This window comes from Nocardioides lentus (genome assembly GCF_039529515.1).
In the GTDB taxonomy this organism is placed as follows: Bacteria; Actinomycetota; Actinomycetes; order Propionibacteriales; family Nocardioidaceae; genus Nocardioides; species Nocardioides lentus.
On record NZ_BAAAMY010000004.1, the window covers coordinates 361,652 to 379,290 of the forward strand.

Annotated in this window: 16 protein-coding genes; 4 read left to right on the top strand and 12 right to left on the bottom strand. The window is 71.4% G+C overall.

From position 1 onward, the window contains the following. Nucleotides 1-2: 2 nt before the first annotated feature. From ABD158_RS08465 to ABD158_RS08480, 4 genes are all read right to left on the bottom strand, one after another. A complete protein-coding gene (locus ABD158_RS08465; RefSeq protein WP_344006078.1) occupies nt 3-1,106 on the bottom strand; it encodes a glycosyltransferase family 4 protein in 1,104 nt (367 codons plus the stop codon). Nucleotides 1,107-1,219: 113 nt separating this feature from the next. Further along, on the bottom strand, nt 1,220-2,371 hold the full coding sequence (locus ABD158_RS08470; RefSeq protein WP_344006080.1) for an oligosaccharide flippase family protein: 1,152 nt from the start codon (nt 2,369-2,371) through the stop codon (nt 1,220-1,222). Nucleotides 2,372-2,735: 364 nt separating this feature from the next. Next, a complete protein-coding gene (locus ABD158_RS08475; RefSeq protein ID WP_344006082.1) occupies nt 2,736-3,587 on the bottom strand; it encodes an ABC transporter permease in 852 nt (283 codons plus the stop codon). Next, nucleotides 3,584-4,561, bottom strand: coding sequence for an ATP-binding cassette domain-containing protein (locus ABD158_RS08480; RefSeq protein ID WP_344006084.1), 978 nt, complete (start codon nt 4,559-4,561; stop codon nt 3,584-3,586). Before ABD158_RS08480 ends, ABD158_RS08475 begins: the two co-directional genes overlap by 4 nt. A gap of 222 nt (nt 4,562-4,783) precedes the next feature. Here ABD158_RS08480 and ABD158_RS08485 point away from each other — a divergent pair, with 222 nt between their 5' ends. After that, nucleotides 4,784-5,581: a DUF1295 domain-containing protein gene (locus ABD158_RS08485; protein WP_344006086.1), complete on the top strand. Its 798-nt coding sequence runs from the start codon at nt 4,784-4,786 to the stop codon at nt 5,579-5,581. A gap of 190 nt (nt 5,582-5,771) precedes the next feature. On the opposite strand, the gene ABD158_RS08490 is transcribed toward ABD158_RS08485, so the two are convergent. Beyond that, the gene (locus tag ABD158_RS08490) at nt 5,772-6,836 is read right to left on the bottom strand and encodes a cobalamin B12-binding domain-containing protein (RefSeq protein ID WP_344006088.1); all 1,065 of its coding nucleotides are present in this window, start codon (nt 6,834-6,836) and stop codon (nt 5,772-5,774) included. A 215-nt stretch (nt 6,837-7,051) separates the two neighbouring features. On the opposite strand from ABD158_RS08490, the gene ABD158_RS08495 reads away from it, so the two are divergent. Continuing rightward, on the top strand, nt 7,052-7,513 hold the full coding sequence (locus tag ABD158_RS08495; protein WP_344006090.1) for a hypothetical protein: 462 nt from the start codon (nt 7,052-7,054) through the stop codon (nt 7,511-7,513). A gap of 134 nt (nt 7,514-7,647) precedes the next feature. Here ABD158_RS08495 and ABD158_RS08500 read toward each other — a convergent pair whose 3' ends face one another. After that, on the bottom strand, nt 7,648-8,934 hold the full coding sequence (locus ABD158_RS08500; protein ID WP_344006092.1) for a sulfate adenylyltransferase subunit 1: 1,287 nt from the start codon (nt 8,932-8,934) through the stop codon (nt 7,648-7,650). Next, nucleotides 8,934-9,848 carry a sulfate adenylyltransferase subunit CysD gene (cysD, locus tag ABD158_RS08505; RefSeq protein WP_344006094.1) on the bottom strand — a complete coding sequence of 305 codons (915 nt, stop codon included), beginning with the start codon at nt 9,846-9,848 and terminating at the stop codon, nt 8,934-8,936. The genes ABD158_RS08500 and cysD overlap by 1 nt, the downstream gene beginning before the upstream one ends. Nucleotides 9,849-10,065: 217 nt before the next feature. Here cysD and ABD158_RS08510 point away from each other — a divergent pair, with 217 nt between their 5' ends. Beyond that, on the top strand, nt 10,066-12,225 hold the full coding sequence (locus tag ABD158_RS08510) for an acyltransferase family protein (protein WP_344006096.1): 2,160 nt from the start codon (nt 10,066-10,068) through the stop codon (nt 12,223-12,225). Between the two features lie 94 nt (nt 12,226-12,319). Here the strand turns inward: ABD158_RS08510 and ABD158_RS08515 are convergent, their stop codons facing one another. The 5 genes from ABD158_RS08515 to ABD158_RS08535 form a co-directional block, all read right to left on the bottom strand. Next, complete coding sequence (locus ABD158_RS08515) at nt 12,320-13,288, bottom strand: type IV toxin-antitoxin system AbiEi family antitoxin domain-containing protein (protein WP_344006098.1); 969 nt, start codon at nt 13,286-13,288, stop codon at nt 12,320-12,322. Nucleotides 13,289-13,437: 149 nt separating this feature from the next. After that, entirely contained in the window at nt 13,438-14,394 is a 957-nt protein-coding gene (locus ABD158_RS08520) for a sulfite exporter TauE/SafE family protein (protein WP_344006100.1), read from the bottom strand. After that, entirely contained in the window at nt 14,394-14,945 is a 552-nt protein-coding gene (locus ABD158_RS08525) for an arsenate reductase/protein-tyrosine-phosphatase family protein (protein ID WP_344006102.1), read from the bottom strand. Before ABD158_RS08525 ends, ABD158_RS08520 begins: the two co-directional genes overlap by 1 nt. Beyond that, entirely contained in the window at nt 14,945-16,141 is a 1,197-nt protein-coding gene (cysC, locus tag ABD158_RS08530; RefSeq protein WP_344006104.1) for an adenylyl-sulfate kinase, read from the bottom strand. The genes ABD158_RS08525 and cysC overlap by 1 nt, the downstream gene beginning before the upstream one ends. A 34-nt stretch (nt 16,142-16,175) precedes the next feature. Beyond that, nucleotides 16,176-16,688 (bottom strand): hypothetical protein, encoded by a 513-nt coding sequence (locus ABD158_RS08535; protein WP_344006106.1) that lies wholly within the window; start codon nt 16,686-16,688, stop codon nt 16,176-16,178. Nucleotides 16,689-16,765: 77 nt separating this feature from the next. Here ABD158_RS08535 and ABD158_RS08540 point away from each other — a divergent pair. After that, nucleotides 16,766-17,639, top strand: an 874-nt coding sequence (locus ABD158_RS08540; protein WP_344006108.1) for an asparaginase, incomplete at its 3' end; no start/stop codon positions are given.

The window sequence follows — 17,639 nt, forward strand, 5'->3', positions numbered from 1 at the left end:
CGTCATCCGCGCGCCGCAGTCACTGTGCTGGACCTGACCCGCGTCAGCACAGCCTCAAAGTTTTGCTCCCAGACGAGCTCGGCTTGGCCCACCTCGAAGCAGTGGGCGGCCCACTCGGTCGAGGGCTTTTCTTGCGCCAACTTGATGAGCTCTGCGCACAGGCTCTCGACATTCACGTCGACGAGTATGCCCACGTCATACTTTTCAATGAATCGTCGATTCTCGGTCAAGTTGCCGGCGAGAACGGGCCTCCCGCTAGATACGACCTCCAGCAGCTTATTCGAGAGGGAATCGTTGTTGTCTTGCGAGGGCTCGTAAAGAGCGAGCCCAATATGCCCCCGCCGGTACGTTTCTGCAACGCGACTGTTGTCAAGCGGCCCATGCAGAGAAATGATGTCGGTCGCTCGGTTTCGCTCTATCCGCGCTCGAAGGGTGTTGACGTACTCGTCCGAGCCAGATCCGTAAATATCCAGGTTCAGCCGGGCGCCGCTATCAACGGCCATCGAGGCGGCATCGATCATCATTTCGAAAGCGCGATGCTCAAAAACCGTACCAATGGTCACAATTCTCAGGCGTTCTTGCGGTGACTGCGACGGTGCCGCGAAGTTCCCGGCCCACGAGCGAAGGGGGCCGTTAACAACCACTTGAATATCTCGAAAACCGTAGTGACGTTCAAGAATGTCGGCATGCCCTCTGCAGACCACCGTGACTATTTCAGCCTGTCGACGAAGTATCCGTAGCGTAAGTGGTTCGAGTCGCGCGGCGATCCCGAAGGCGGAACCGGAATTGCCGGAGGACCCAGGCCTCTCGTTGACATCAAGAACAATGTGAGATCCATGCCGCCATTTGTGCAACAGTGCGAGCGGCGCCAAAGCGGTTCCAGTGACGTGAACCACTGCTGCCGGGCTTTTCAGTGCTCGGTGGGCCATGCGCATGAGGGCTGGGACGTAAGAAAATGCGACGTTCCAAGCTACGGTTAGCAATCCTGATCGGGTACGTGGGTTGCGCACACGGACGGCGTGGAAACGTACATTCCCTTCCTGCGTCACCCCTGGTGAGACGCGTTTCCCTGTGCGCCCAACTCCCTGAAGGGACAGAAAGATCACGGGTCCCAGCTCCGCATAAGACTTGGCCGCCTTGCGAGTTCGCGTGGCAAATTCGCGGGGTGCCATCGACAGGACGAGGACTCGCTGAGCTTGGCGACTTGATCGTGCGCTTTTCATGACCGAGGGGCCCCAATTGCTTTGAAGGTAAACAGAATGGCCAAAGCGGTTCGGATTGTTATGCCCAGGAGTGAACCAGCGATCGCGGCGGTGAGAGTTCCGGCGGGCAGGAATAGGAGGAAGGCCCCGATCTGAGCTGGCAGAGTAATCAGGGTGCACACGCCAAAGGCGCCAAGCTGGGGAGGCGAGCAGAGGCCTCCGCTCAGCGCGCTAGGGACGACGTAGAAAAGTCGTACCGCTCCGTAAATACTGAAGAACGACACGGTCCATGCATCAAGCTGAATATCAAAGATAAGCTTGACTCCACCGAGTGCAATGGGAAAGGCTAGTAGTCCCAGGCCTGCTGCCAGGCCCCCCGTTACGAACAACAGTTTTGCAGCAATCTGGGCAGAAATCTCGTCGCGCCTTGCGGCGACCCAGGGAAGCGCCAAGAATCCCAGAACACTTCCGAGCGACAGCATTGGGTAAACGGCAACGAGTTTGGCTTGACTATATATCCCCGTTGCGGCCAGGTCGGCCTGCTGCGCAACGAGCAACTGATCGACCCAGTCTGTTGCTGCCAACGTGAGCATCCCCAACGCGAACGCATAGCCAAGTCGTCCAACGGTGGATTGTTGAATGGGCGAAGTCAGGTTTGGGCTGAGAAGTTTGGCTGACCAGAAGAGAGAAAGGGTGGCTACGACTAGCGCGCTGCCCGCAAGTAGGTAACCGCCAGTGTTTGCTGTCAACAGGCCCGAGAAGCACACCAAACCTAAGCCGGTGAGGAGACGGTGGCCTTGCTGAGCGAAAGCGGCCCTAGAGTCATAGCTGGCTGCCCGCAGGACACCGGACACCACCGTCGATACGGCGACACCGAGCGTGGCAGCGACGAGCGCGGCCGCGTACGACAATCCAAGGTCCAGGTAGCTCCAGAGGATTAGGCCTGTAATGGCGCCGAGGGTTACGGCTCGCGCGCTGACCCACAACGCTCTGAGCCCGAAGCGTGGGAAGTAGGCGGCGGCCGCTGCCTCGCGGGTAAGCGCCTGATCGAACCCCAGGAGACCAAGGGCCACCACCAAGGGGAGTGCATTGCGAATTAGCGCGTACGACCCGAATGACTCGGGTTGAACAGCAGTAGCGAGGACAACTTCGCCGACAAGCAGGGCCACGATTGAGGCCGCATAGATGCCCGCTACGCGAGGTACTCTGCGAAGAAAGTCCCTCGGGGACGAATCGTGGGGCCGGGTCACAAGAGTTCTCGCTCTTGGACGCAAGTATCTTCTGCGCCTCGACCGCTTCGATGTGCTGACATCCTGCCCGGACTCCCCATAGTCGCGTTGATGGGCACACTCTAGGTCCTGGCGCGGCGGTAGACAGTCCGCGTCTCGGCTCAGCGAGTCAGGGCGTGCACGGAGAGGGACAGCGGTGACATACGGTCGTTAACTCGCAGGCTGGCTGTCGGTTTTGAACAAGTGACTCGTCGCGGTCCGTCCCCTCTCGGCGCTGGATGTGCCACGGCTGGGGCACTCGGGGTCAGCGCCCCAGAGCGCGGTACTTCCGAGTGCAAAGCAGGCCGAAGATGACGGCGATGCCGAGGGTCCAGGCCAGGGACTGCAGGACGAGGCTGGTGGTGTCGGAGCCGCCGAGGAGGACCTCGCGCTGGGCGGCGGTGGCGGAGTCGCCGAGGATGAGCGAGCGGGCGGCGTTGATGACCACGCTGACCGGCTGGTGGGTGGCGAAGCCCTGCAGCCAGTCGGGCATGGTCGCGACCGGCACGAACGCCGAGGAGGCGAAGGTCAGCGGGAAGATGATCGGGAAGGTCGCGGCGTTCACCGCCTCCGCGGAGCGCACGGTCAGCCCGATCAGGGCGTAACCCAGGCTGACGGCCAGGGCAAAGACCAGCAGCAGCACGCAGGCGAGCAGCAGGCCCAGGAAGTTCTCGGGGCGGAAGCCGACGGCGAAGCCGGTGGCCAGCAGCACCAGGAGGCCGACGGCGTTGTTGATGGAGTCGGCGTACACGCGACCGCCGAAGACCGCGGAGCGCGACATCGGCAGCGAGCGCAGCCGGTCGACGAAGCCCTTCTGCATGTCGTCGGCGAGCGCGAAGCCGGTGACGCCGGCGCTGAACAGGACGGTCTGCACGGCGATGCCGGGGATCAGGTAGTTGACGTAGTTGATGCCCTCGAGGCCCTGGATCGCGCCGCCGAAGACGTAGCGGAACAGCAGCACGAACATCAGCGGGCTGACCAGGTTGAACACGACCTGCTCGGGCTGGCGCATCAGGCGGCGCAGGTTGCGCGTCGCCATGGCCTGGGTGTCCTTCAGGGCCCAGACCAGCGAGCTGCCCGATCCGCCGGCCTTCGAGGTGCTCGTCGTCGTGCTCATGCGGGCTGCTCCTGCTGGTCTGCGTCGGGGGCCTGGCCGGTGAGGGAGAGGAAGACGTCGTCGAGACTGGGCTCGCGGGAGGCGAGGCCGCGGGCGGTGATCCCGGCGCCGTCGAGGGTGCGGACGACGTCGGCGAGGGTGCGGGTGCCGTCGGGCGCCGGGACGCGGACGAGGTCGTCCTCGACCGTGGCCTCGCGCTCGGCCAGGAGCTGCTGCACGCGGGTGGCCTCCTCGGGGCTGTCGAGGCGGACCTCGACGACCGCGGCGCCCAGGGTGGCCTTGAGCTCGCTTGAGGTGCCCTCGGCGATCACCCGCCCGTGGTCGATGACCGAGATCCGGTCGGCGAGGCGGTCGGCCTCCTCGAGGTACTGCGTGGTCAGCAGGAGCGTCGTGCCGTCGCGGACCAGCTGCTCGATGACGCCCCACAGCCCGATGCGGCTGCGCGGGTCGAGCCCGGTCGTCGGCTCGTCGAGGAACAGCACGGGGGGACGGGCGACGAGGGCGGCCGCCAGGTCGAGGCGTCGTCGCATGCCGCCGGAGTAGGTCTTGGCGGGCCGGCCGGCGGCGTCGGAGAGCTCGAACTGGTCCAGCAGCTCCGTGGCGCGGGTGCGGGCGTCCTTCGTGGCCATGTGGTTGAGACGGCCGACGAGCTCGAGGTTCTCGGTGCCGGTGAGCATCTCGTCGACGGCGGCGTACTGACCGGCGAGCCCGATCCGGCGCCGCGCCTCCGCGGGGTCGGCCAGCACGTCGACGCCCGCGACGACCGCACGACCCGAGTCGGGCCGCAGGAGCGTGGTGAGCACGTTGACCGTCGTGGTCTTCCCCGCGCCGTTGGGCCCGAGCAGACCCAGCACCGTGCCTGGCTGGACCTCCAGCGAGACGCCCTCGAGCGCCTTCACGTCTTTGCCGAACGTCTTGCGCAGGTCCTCCGCGACCACCGCGGGACCCGTCGTACCTGCTCCTGGCTGCGCCATCCGCACCCCTCCCTCTCGTCCGCCCAACCTAGGACCAGTCGGGGACACCGGACTCATCGGTGAGGTGCCCGTGGTCGAAGGGCGAACCGCCCGGTGACAGCAGGTGTTCCCGGGCGGGACGCAGGCGAGGGTCCCTGTGGGCGGGACCGGTCGCGGAGCGGCTCGCTAGGGTCGACGGACGAGTCGGGGAGGGCGCGCACGCGCCCAGGAGGAGGAGCGGTCATGGGCGTGGACACCAGCAACCTGAGGCGGATCGTGGCGGCCAGCGCCGCCGGGATCGCCGCGCTGCAGGGAGCCACGGCGGTGAAGGCGCTGCGGGACGGTCGCCGCGACTACGTCGACCCGATCTGGGGTCCGGGTCTCGGGGTCGCGGCCGTGACCAGCGCCGCGCTCGGCTCGGGCGACCCCGTACGCCGCTGGACCCTCGCTGCGGTGACCTCGGCGTGGGCGGCGCGACTGGCGAAGCACACGCTGGCCAGCGTGCGGTCCAAGGACGAGGAGGACCAGCGCTACACCGAGTACCTCGGCGACGCAGGCCCGGCCGAGGTCGTGCGGAAGGTCTTCGTGACCCAGGGAGTCGCCCAGCTGCTCGTCTCCGCGCCGATCCAGCTCGCGGCGGCCAGCACGCTGCCGGCGTCGGCGCGGCGGTGGCTGTTCCCGGCCGGGATCGCGCTGATGGTGGCCGGCACGGCCATCGAGGCGACCGCCGACCGGCAGAAGGAGGCCTTCATGGCCCGGGACCGCGACGAGCGGCCCGACGTCCTGGACACCGGTCTGTGGGCTTACTCGCGCCACCCCAACTACTTCGGCGACTCCTGCGTGTGGGTCGGCGCGTGGGTGGCCTCCGCGGCCTCCCCGCCGGCCTGGACGACGCTGCCCGCGCCGGCCGCCATGTGCTACTTCCTGGTCTTCGCCACCGGCGCCAAGCGCACCGAGCGGCGGATGCAGGACCGCCCGGCGTTCCAGGACTACCAGCGCCGAGTGTCGTTTTTTGTGCCGCTGCCGCCGAAGAAGGGGTAGTCGGCGCGGCGTCCGGGGGGTCTCGACGGACGCTCCCTCGCTGGCGCTCGGTCGCTGCTCGACCACCGGTGGGACTGGCGCTCGGTCGCTGCTCGACCACCGGTGGACCGGCGCTTGTCTGCTGCTCGACCAGCGGTGGGTGCGGAGTCGTCGGCGCTCGTCCGCTGCTCGACCAGTGGCGAAGCAGGGGTCAGAGGGTCCAGAGGGCGCCGGGGGTGCCGCCGTCGGACTCGGAGGCGGCGGAGATCGCCTCGTCCGCGTAGCCGGCGGCGGCGGCGACCGCGCCGCGGGCGAGGGCGTGGCCGCGGAGGGTGTCGGCGAGCAGCGACCAGGCCTCGACCAGCAGCGTGCCGTCGACGCCGCGGGCCAGCAGCACGCGGGCGAGCCAGGCGTGGGCCTCGAGCAGGATCGTCTCGTCACCGGTCACGAGCGACGCCGAGAGGCAACCGACGAGGTGGTCGGTGAGGCCGGTGAGCTCGGCGTGCCAGTCGCGGGAGCGCTCCCACAGCGCGTCGGGGAAGACGGCGACGCGGTGCATGCCGGTGACGACGTGGGCGACGAGCTCGGCGCGGTGCTCCTCGATCCAGTAGGCGTCGTCGTCGGAGGGGGTGGGGTCGTCGACGGGGGAGCGGTCGCCGCGCAGCGGCAGCTCGCGCAGCAGGCGCACCGCCCCGGCCGGGTCCTTCGCCCAGGCGGTCGCACCGAGCGCGAGCGCGCGTCGGGGGTCGTCGCCGAACCCCTGGCCGCCGACGATGATCGGCAGGCCGAGCGAGTGCATCTGGTTGAGCATCCGCTTCTGGCGCGCCAGCGCCGAGGTGAGCGAGGCGCTGAAGAGCACGGCACGCGGCTTGAGCCGCAGGACCTGTCGGAGCATGTCGCCGGGGTCGGGGGAGGGGCCGAGGTAGCTGACGCGGTGGTCGGCCGCGACCAGGTGCTCCGCGACGACGAGCGCCGGCAGGGAGTGCCACTCCTGCTCCATGCAGGCGACGACGACCAGCGGACGGTCCTGCTCGGGCGGGTCGCTGAACGATCCCAGCCAGCGCACCAGACCCTCGCTGACCGCGGTGGTGGCGTGCTCCTGCGTGACCGACATGGCACCGGTGAGCCAGAGATGACCCACCTCGCGCTGGGCCGGGAGGATGTGACCCTGGATGATCTCGTCGGCGGTCAGGCCCGCGGCGCGCAGCCGCTTCACGGCGGTGAGCGACTGGTGTCGGTCGCCGCCGCTCAGGGCCTGCCAGAGCTGAGGGTCCATGGGGTCCCGCCCGATCGAGGGTGGTTCACGATGACAGTACCCCGTCCGACCCCGGTTTGGCCCCTCCGTCCTGTGCAGACTTCTGGTGTAAACCTCGACACGCTGTCGAGGACGGGGTGGCGTCGAGGTGCTAGGACCATTGTCCGTCTGGCGCTCGGACGGGCGGTCCGACAACGGTGGGGGACCAGACCGTCCCCCAAGCCCCGGAGGCCCGCATGTCCGACACTGCACCCACCACGCACGCCGCCGCCCGCCCTCCTACCGGACGGCCCCGCCGGGCTGTCCGCTCCGCCGCCCTCGCCGGCTCGGCGCTCCTGGTCACCCTCGGCGTCGCGCTCGCCCCCGGCGCCGGTGCGATCGCCGGCGACGACCGCGTCGAGCGCAGCGGCTCCTGCAGCGGACCGGGGGCCGCGCGCTGGGACCTGAAGGTCAAGACCGACGACGGCGGCCTCGAGGTCGAGGGCGAGGTCGACAGCAACCGGTCGGGGCAGACCTGGCGCTGGGTGATCCGTCGCAACGGCGAGCGCGTCGCCGGCGGGGTCGCGACGACGACGGGACCCAGCGGGTCGTTCTCCGTCGAGCGGCGCACGGGCGACGCCGCCGGTCCGGACCGGATCGTCTTCCGGGCCACCCGGGGCGACTCCGGTCAGGTCTGCCGGGGGAGTCTCACCTTCTGAGAGCGTCGCGCGACGCCCCCCGACGCCCCCCGACGCCCCCCGACGCCCCTGACGCGCGAACGGCGATGGCCCGCCGCCCCACGAGGGGACGACGGGCCGTCGTACGCGCGCCCGGACGGGCCGGGACGGGTGGCTCAGGTGCGGTCGTTGATCATGCCCGCGCCGACGGTGACGCCGGTGGCCTCGTCGATGAGGATGAAGGAGCCGGTGGTGCGGTTCTTGGAGTACGGGTCGCACAGCAGCGGCACCGTGGTGCGCAGCTGGACGCGGCCGATCTCGTTGACCCCGAGCTCCTTGGTCTCCTGGTCGCGGTGCAGCGAGTTGACGTCGAGGCGGTACTGGATGTCCTTGACCAGCGCGCGGCCCGTGCGGGTCGTGTGCTTGATCGCCAGCTTCTGCCGCGGCTTCAGCGGGGTGGTGGTCATCCAGCAGATCATCGCGTCGATGTCCTGCGTCGGCGTCGGGGCGTTGTTGACGCGGGCGATCATGTCGCCGCGCGAGACGTCGACGTCGTCGGCGAGACGCACGGTGACCGACATCGGCGGGAAGGCCTCGTGGAGCTCGCGGTCGAACAGGTCGATGCCCTCGATCGTCGAGGTCATCCCCGAGGGCAGGACGACGACCTCGTCGCCCGGCTTCAGCACGCCCCCGGCGACCTGGCCGCCGTACCCGCGGTAGTCGTGGTGCGCGTCGGACTTGGGCCGCACGACGTACTGCACCGGGAAACGTGCGTCGATCAGGTCGCGGTCGGAGGCGACGTGCACGTTCTCGAGGTGGTGCATGAGCGTGGGACCGGAGTACCAGTCCATCTTCTCCGAGCGGGTGACCACGTTGTCGCCCTGGAGCGCCGAGATCGGGATGACCTCGAGGTCCGGGATGTTGAGCTTGGTCGCGAACTGCGTGAACTCGTCGTGGATGCGCTGGTAGGTGGCCTGGTCGAAGTCGACGAGGTCCATCTTGTTGACGGCCAGCACGAGGTGCGGGACGCGCAGCAGCGACAGGATCACCGCGTGGCGGCGCGACTGCTCGGTCAGGCCCTGGCGGGCGTCGACGAGCACGAGGCCGAGGTCGGCGGTCGAGGCGCCGGTGACCATGTTGCGCGTGTACTGCACGTGGCCGGGGGTGTCGGCGATGATGAACTTGCGCTGCGGCGTCGCGAAGTAGCGGTAGGCCACGTCGATCGTGATGCCCTGCTCGCGCTCCGAGCGCAGGCCGTCGGTCAGCAGCGCCAGGTCGGTGTAGTCGTAGCCCTTCGACTGGCTGGTGGCCTCGACGGCCTCGAGCTGGTCGGAGAAGATCGACTTCGAGTCGAGCAGCAGGCGCCCGATCAGGGTCGACTTGCCGTCGTCCACGGAGCCGGCCGTCGCGAAGCGCAGCAGGTCCATGTTGGTCGCGGTGCTCTCCTGGGTGGTGGTGCTCATCAGAAGTAGCCCTCCTTCTTGCGGTCCTCCATGGCGGCCTCGGAGAACCGGTCGTCGCCGCGGGTGGCGCCACGCTCGGTGACCGTGGACATGGCGACCTCGGCGATGATCTCGGGGATGGTCGACGCGCTCGACTCCACGCAGCCGGTCAGCGTCAGGTCGCCGACGGTGCGGAAGCGGACGGTGCGCTCCTCGACGGTCTCCCCGGAGCGGGTGGGGTTGAAGTCCGACTCGCTCAGCAGCATGCCGTCGCGCTCGAACACGCGGCGCTGGTGGGAGTAGTAGATGGAGGGGATCTCGATGCCCTCGCGACCGATGTAGTCCCAGATGTCGAGCTCGGTCCAGTTGCTGATCGGGAAGATCCGCATGTGCTCGCCCTCGTGGAGCCGGCCGTTGTAGAGGCTCCAGAGCTCGGGGCGCTGCATCTTCGGGTCCCACTGGCCGAACTCGTCGCGGTGGGAGTAGACGCGCTCCTTGGCGCGGGCCTTCTCCTCGTCGCGGCGACCGCCACCGAACGCGGCGGTGAAGCCCTCGGTCTCGATGGCGTTGAGCAGGGTGCCGATCTGCAGGCGGTTGCGGCTGGTCTTGCCGTCGTCGACGACGACGCCGTCGGCGATCGCCTGCTCGACGGAGGCGACGACCAGGCGCACGCCCAGACGGTCGACCCAGGAGTCGCGGCAGTCGAGGACCTCGGGGAAGTCGTAGCCGGTGTCGACCTGCAGGACGGGGAACGGGATCTTCGCCGGGTGGAAGGCCTTCTCGGCCAGGCGCAGCATGACGATGGAGTCCTTGCCGCCCGAGAACATCAGGACCGGCTTCTCGAACTCCGCCGCCACCTCCCGGAAGATGTGGATCGACTCCGCCTCCAGCTGGTCGAGCTGGCTCAGCCGGTAGTCGGCGTGGGTGTCAGGCATGGTGAAACTAAGGCCTCTCGTCGGGAGCAGCCCACATCGTAGCGACGGCGAGGCCTCACGGCGCATCGACGCCACGGGCGTGGGCGGGTCGTGATGCGTGTCTCGATGAGTTTGCTGCACTTTGGGCCCGACGCGGCGCCGCGAGCGCCACATCGGCCCCACAGCGGGGGCACTGTTAGCGTCGAGCGCTCGACGCCGCCGAATTGCAAGGATCCTCGTGGCCGACCAGCCGACGACCCCGCCGACCGACACGGCCCCCGAGCCCCGACCCCGCCGCGCCGGGTTCCGCGACGACATCCAGGGGATGCGGGCGCTCGCGGTGCTCGCGATCATGGTGTTCCACGCGGGCCTGAGCCCCTATCCCGGCGGCTTCGTCACCCTCGACGTCTTCTTCGTCGTCTCGGGCTTCCTCATCACCTTCCTGCTCCTGCGCGAGATCGACCGCGACGGGACGGTCTCGCTGACGCGGTTCTACGCACGGCGGGCGCGGCGGATCCTCCCGGCCGCGACCGTGGTGACCCTCGCCGTGCTCGGCGCCTCCGCGCTGTGGCTCGACGTGGTGGCGGCGCGCGACGCGGCCGTGGACGCGCTCTGGGCGGCGTTCTTCGCGGCGAACGTCCGCTTCGCCGTCCAGGAGACCGACTACTTCGCCGAGGACGCGGCCGTCTCGCCGTTCCAGCACTATTGGTCGCTCGCGGTGGAGGAGCAGTTCTACCTCGTGCTGCCGCTGCTGATGGTCGCCTGCGTGGTGCTTGCGCTGCGCCTGGCCCCCCGCGGTCGCCACCTCGGGCTCGGCTCCCCGCGTCGGATGGTCGGGGTCGCCGTCGCGCTGATGACCCTGGCCAGCTTCGCCTGGTCGGTGCACGCGTCAATCGCGAGCCCGGCGACGGCGTACTTCTCGACGTTCACCCGCACGTGGGAGTTCGGCGTCGGCGCCCTGCTCGCGCTCGCCGCGCCGGCGGCCGCGCGGCTGCCCGCCGCCGCCCGCAACCTCCTCGCCGGCGGGGGGCTGCTCGCGATCGCCGTGGCCTGCTTCGTGGTCACCGAGGCCACGCCGTTCCCCGGGTACGCCGCGCTGCTGCCGGTGCTCGGCACCGGGGCGGTGATGGTGGCGGGCGCCGGCGTCACCGGTCGCCCGCCGACCGTGCAGCGGGCACTCGGCGTCGCGCCGCTGCGCCTGGTGGGCGACATGTCCTACTCGTTGTACCTGTGGCACTGGCCGATGCTGACCATCGCCGCGGCGTACGCCGGCCGCGACCTGCGCCTGACCGAGACCGCCGTCGTGCTGGGGCTGTGCGTGGCGCTGTCGTGGGCGACGTACCGGTGGGTCGAGACGCCGTTCCGCACCTACGCGCCGCGTCGCCTCAGCCGGACGCTGGTGCTCTACCCGGTCTCGCTGGCCGTGGTGCTGGCCGGCTCCGGGGTCGCGACCGCGTGGGTCGGGGACGGCGTCGACACCCGCGGCGACGCCATCACCACCCGGGAGTGGGACCGCGCCCCCGGGGACCGCCCGCTGTCGGACGACGAGACCGTGGCGCTGGTGCAGGCGTCGGTGGTCGCGGCCCGCCAGGGCGCCGAGATCCCACGGCGGCTGGACCCGCCGCTGGTCGACCTCGCCGCGCAGCGGGCGGCGGTCGGCACCTGCGACTACGAGGACGCGCCGCCGTGGACGCTGTGCCGTCGCGGCGACGTCGGCGCCGACCGGTCGATCGTGGTGCTCGGCAACTCCCACGGCCGCCATTGGATCCCGGCGGTGGAGAGGATCGCCCAGCAGGAGGGCTTCGAGACCCACTACCTGACCAAGCAGGCGTGCACCCCGGCGCGGGTGCAGTCGATCTCGCGCGACTCCGAGCGGCCGTGGCGGGAGTGCACGCAGTTCAACGCGTGGGCCCAGGAGCAGGTCGAGAGGCTCGAGCCCGACATCGTGATCGCGGTCGGCTCGGCGCCCCGCGGGCTGTTCGTCGACGGCGAGCTCGTCAAGGACACCGACGAGCGCACCGAGGAGATGGGCCGCGGCTTCTCGCGACTGATCGCCGACCTCGAGCCCCACGCCGGCGAGGTGGTGATCCTCGGCGACGTGCCGCGGCGCGACGACCAGCCGGGGGAGTGCCTCGGCCGGCCCCGCGCGAGCCTCGCACGCTGCCTGGCGACGCCCGACGCCCGCGCCGCCGGCGTCGTGGAGGTGAGCCGCGAGGCGACCGTGGGGACCACGGCGCGGTTCATCGACACCGAGCCGTGGTTCTGCGCGGACGGCCGCTGCCCGGCCGTCGTGGGCGACATGATCACCATGCGCGACCAGGGCCACGTGACCAACGTGTACTCCGCCCACCTCGCCGACGCGCTCGCCCGGGCGCTGGGGGTGCGGGGCCGGCGCTGAGCCGGCATCGAGTCGGCCCGGATGCGCAGGTTTCCGGCGTCGAGTCGGCCCGGATGCGCACGTTTCCAGCGTCGAGTCGGCCCGGATGCGCAGGTCAGTGGGTGATCCGGGCCGCCGCGCGGCGCCGGGCCTCGGCGAGACCGGCGAGCAGCATCGGTGCCAGCTCGTCGCGCCGGTCGCCGTACAGGTGCTCGCGTCGTACGACGACGAACACCCAGCCGTGGACGTCCTGAAGATGGCTCCGGCGACGGCGGTCGTGCTCCTGCTGCTCGGGCGTGGAGTGCCACTCGACCCCGTCGTACTCCACGGCGAGGCGGAGCGCGGCGCACGCGAGGTCGAGCCGGCCGAGCAACCGCCCGTCCTCGCGCACCTCGACCTGTGGCTCCAGGAAGCCGAGCCCGAGCTCGACGCACTCCATCCGCAGCACGGACTCCGGTGGCGACTCGGCGCGCGGGTCGACGAGCGGTGCCACGGCGCGGAGGGTGCTCACCCACCGCATCCCGCGGTAGCGGTCCACCCCGCGACGCAGCTGGTCGAGGTCGAAGCGCCCGAGGCGCGCGACGGCGTCCATCGCGGGCAGCGCCACGCGCGGGTTGCGGACGCGCCCCAGGTCGTGGGCGGTGCGCAGGGCCGTCGTGACCCGGATGCCGTGGGCCACGGTGACGTCCTCGGGGCGCAGGTTGCGCTCGCCGCCGTCCGCGAGGCCCCGCTTGAGCCGGCCGTGACCCGAGGGTCGGAAGACGGAGACCGGCCGCAGCTCGACGTGCTCCCCGGGCGCGAGGGCCATCTCGGCGCCCAGCAGCCAGCCGGCGTGGCGGTCGCAGACGACGCTGTCCGGGGGGACGACCAGCCGCAGCGCCTGCGCGCGCAGCAGCAGCGAGTCCCCGGCCTCGGCCGCCAGGTAGACGCCGGGCACGGGGCGCCGGAGCGTCCCCGCCCTGCACAGGCGCGTCAGCTCGCGGGCGCCGACGCCGCTGGCGAGGGCCTGCGCGCGAGTGAAGGGCTCGTCACGCGGCAGCGGGAAGCAGGCGGGGAGGAAGGGGGCGGCGGATGGTGTCGGCATGCCGCTCGTCTGCCCGCGGTGCGGCCCGTCGTACCGATGAATCTCGGAGCTGTGGAGAACCTGCGCACGCGGGCCGACTCGGCGTCATCACGCTGCGCATCCGGGCCGACTCGGCGTCATCACGCGTGCGCATCCGGGCCGACTCGGGGTCAGTCGGCGTCGTGGAGGGCGCGGTCCTTGTGGCGGTCCGGCAGGCGCCAGGCGGCGGCGTTGTTGTCGAACGCCGGGAGCCCGCGGGTCTGGCGGACGAAGCCCCAGGCGAGCGGGCCGAGCAGCAGCAGGCCGGCGCCGATGATGCCGACGGCCTCGGGGGAGAGGCCGAGCATCTTCAGGCCGGTCAGCGACAGCACGATCACGATGCCGCGGCGGATGACGGACTGGCTGACCCAGGAGGCCATGCGGGCACCGAGGAAGGTGCCGGGGGTGCCGCCCAGGATCAGCGGGATCAGCACGCCCCAGTCGACGCCGGAGACGACGACGTGGCCGATCGCCGCGGCGATGACCAGCGGCACCGCCTGCAGCAGGTCGGTGCCGACGAGGCGCAGCGCCGAGAGGGTCGGGTAGAGCAGGAGCAGCGCGACCATGATCAGCGACCCGGACCCCACCGAGGTGATGCCGACGAGCAGGCCGCCGACCGCGCCGACGAGCAGGGTGGGGACGGCGCGGACGACGACCTCCTCCTGCCGGGCCTCGTTGCCGGAGGTCACGGCGCGCAGCTGCAGGTACATCCGCAGCGCATAGCTCGCGGCCGCGAACAGCAGCGCGACGCCGATGGCCTTGAGCAGGAACTCCTCGGTGGACTCGCCGCCGAGATACTGCACGAGGAACCCGCCGGCGGCCGCGAACGGCACCGAGCCCGCGATCAGGAACCCGGCGAGCCGCAGGTTGGGCTTGCCGTGACGCCAGTGGACGGCGGCGCCGACGGTCTTGTTGGCCGCGGCGGCGACGAGGTCGTTGGCCACCGCGGCGGTCGGCGGGATCCCGAGGAAGATCAGCGCCGGCGTCATCAGGGCGCCGCCGCCCATGCCCGTCAGGCCGACGACGATGCCGACGCCGAAGCTGACGACGAGCACGGCCAGCGCGGCGGTGGTGAGGACGTCGTCCATCAGCGCTCCCGGAGGGTCGGGTCGAGCACGGGCAGCAGGGTGGAGAGCATCGAGGTGACGGTAGCGGCGCAGCGCGCCGCCGCCTCGGGCCCGCGCCGGTAGGGGTCGTCGACGTCCTCGGCAGGGTCCGCGGTCGCGCGGGCGCGGGACAGCTCGACGACGGCGTCGCGGCCGCGGGCCTCGGGGTCGACCTGGGTCGCGGCCGCGGCCGCCTGGCCGAGGGTGAGGACCTTCCGGAAGGCCGTCGGGTGGTCGTCGAGCAGGAAGGTGCGGTGCGACCGCTCGGCGGTGAGCACGAGGTCGGCCTCGTCCAGCATCGCGGCGGTGACGCGCCGCGAGCGGAAGGTGTCCGCGTCCACCCCGAGCTCGGCCAGGGCCGGGCGCATCTCGTCGGCCATCGGCGAGCCGCGGTAGCCCTGGGTTCCGGCGCTCGCGAAGCGCAGCGGGCTGTCGGGCCCGGCCGCGTGCCGCGACCACAGCTCCATGAAGGGAGAGCGGCAGATGTTGGCGGTGCAGACGTAGAGGACCGCCAGCTCGCCGGGCTCCCGCATCAGGCCTCCTCGAGGTAGCCCGCGCGCACCAGCGCCGACCACACGTCGTCCACCGCGTCGGCGATGGTGCGACCGGTGGTGTCGACGCGGACCTCCGCGTCGGTCGGCTCCTCGTAGGGCGAGGAGATGCCGGTGAAGTCGGGGATCTCGCCGCGACGGGCCTTGGCGTACAGGCCCTTGCGGTCGCGACGCTCGCACTCCTCGAGCGGCGTGGCGACGTGGACCAGCACGAACGCCGCCCCGGCGTCCTCCGCCATGGCGCGCACCTGCGCGCGGGTCTCGGCGTACGGCGCGATGGGACTGCAAACCGCGAGGCCGCCGTGGCGGCCGATCTCGGCGGCCACCCAGCCGATGCGGCGGATGTTGGTCTTCCGGTCCTCCCGCGAGAAGCCGAGCCCGGCCGACAGGTGCCGGCGCACGACGTCGCCGTCGAGGCTGGTGACGGTGCGCGCTCCGGTCTCGAGCACCCGGTCCATCAGGGCCCGGGCCAGCGTCGACTTCCCGGAGCCCGACAGCCCGGAGAACAGCAGCACCAGACCCTGGTGGGAGCGGTCGGGCCGGTCGCCCAGCACGATCCGTGCGACCTCGCCGCTGACCTCGGTCGGCGCGCCGAGCTCGACCACCTCGTCGTCGCCGGCGTACGCCGCGAGGACGGCGGCGCGCAGCTCGACGTCGAGTCCCGGGGCCGCGGGGTGGGCGGCGAGCGGCACGGCGACGACGGCCGCGTCGGGCAGCTGCGCGGCCACGGCCAGGCACGCGCGCAGCAGCGCGGGGGCCGACAGGTCCGGGGTGCCGGTGCCGACGAGGGCGAGCAGGAGCACGGGTCGGCCGTCGGCGGCCAGCGCGGCGACCTGCTCGTCGCCCGGCGCGTCGGTGACCGGGACGACGCGGCGACCGGCGTGCTGCTCGCGCGCCTGGGCCGGGGTCAGGTACAGGCGACGGAACGGCCCGAACTCCGGGCGGCTCAGCGCGCTCAGCCCGCCGTCCGGGGCGAGCCGGGCCAGGGGCAGCCCCTCCGGGTCGACCAGCTCGAGGCCGTCCCGGGCCGCGGCCTCCGCGACGGCGGGGGGCAGGTCGAGCGTGAGCTCGCCGCCGGGGCCGTCGAACCCGTGGCGCGGCACCAGGGCGCCGACGAGCAGCAGCTCGAGGTCGTCGAGCTCAGCGGCGGATGGGCAGTGCTGGATCAGGTCGGGCACCGCAAGATGGTCCCATCCCCTCGCCGAGACGGGATCAGGACACCTCGACGGTGTAGGTGAGCAGGGTGCCGCCGCCCTCCAGGTCGGTCCCGCTGATGATGACCGTGGTGGCGGGGTCGTCGGACCGCAGGACGACCGGCTGCGGCTGGTTGCCCTCGGCGGACACCTCCGTCGAGCCCTCGAAGCCCTCGGCCGCGACGAGCTCCGCGGCCTCCTGCAGCGTCGGCACCGTCTCGCCGTCGGACGGCATGACGACAGAGAAGGCGGTCAGTCCGTCGTACTCGCTGACCGAGCCGGTGGCCTCGGAGTCGTCGAGGATCGGCACGTCGTCGGGGAAGCCCGGCGGAACGCTCTGGTAGACCCGGCTCTGGCCGTCCTCGGACACGACGCCGCCGTCGGCCGACGCGTCGTCCGACGAGGGAGCGTCGGCGGAGGAACCCGAGGGCGAGGGACTCGACTCGGGCTCGTCGTCACCGCTGCAGCCGGCCAGGACGGCCGTCAGGGCGAGGCTGGACGCCGCGAGGGCGAGGGTCTGCTTGCTGCGCACGGTGGCTCCCCATGGCGGGCCCGGACTCACCCGGGCCGTTCCGCGGCACTGTAACCGCCGCCCTAGGCTCCCGGAGCATGTCGTCCAGCGCCGTCGTGCCCCCCGCGAGCCCCTCCGACCACCGCCCCGCCGACCTGCCCGTCCTGGCCGAGGTGGTCCGCTCCGGCTTCGTCGAGGGGCACCACCGCGGCTCGGTCGTGGCCCTCGCCGCGGACGGGACCGTCGCCTGGTCCGTCGGCGACACGACCTCTCCGGTGCTCCCGCGGTCGTGCAACAAGCCGATCCAGGCGCTCGGGATGGTCCGGGCGGGCCTCGACCTCCCGCCGGACCTGCTCGCGCTCGCGTCGGCCTCCCACTCCGGGGAGCCGTTCCACCTCGACGGCGTACGCCGGATCCTCGACTCCGCCGGGCTGGCCGAGGACGCGCTCGCCACCCCGCCGGACTGGCCGCTCGACGACGAGGCCCGCGACGACGTGATCCGCGCCGGCGGGGCGAAGGCCCCGATCCTCATGAACTGCTCGGGCAAGCACGCCGCCATGCTCGCGACCTGCGTCCTCCGCGGCTGGCCCACCGAGGGCTACACGGCCGCCGACCACCCCCTCCAGGTCGCGATCGCCGCGACCTTCGCCGAGCTCACCGGTGAGAGGGTCGGGACCGTCGCGGTCGACGGCTGCGGGGCGCCGCTGCTGTCCACCTCGCTGACCGGGCTGGCCCGGGCCTTCGCCCGGCTCGCCACCGCCGCGCCGGGGTCGGCCGAGGCCCGGGTCGCCGACGCGATCCGTCGCCACCCCGAGATGGTCTCCGGGTCCCGGCGCGACGAGGCCCGCCTCCTGCGCGCCGTGCCCGGCGCGATCGGCAAGGCCGGGGCCGAGTCCTGCCACGCCATGTCGCTGCCCGACGGCCGGGCCTTCGCGTTGAAGGTGGACGACGGGTCGCCGCGAGCACGCGCGG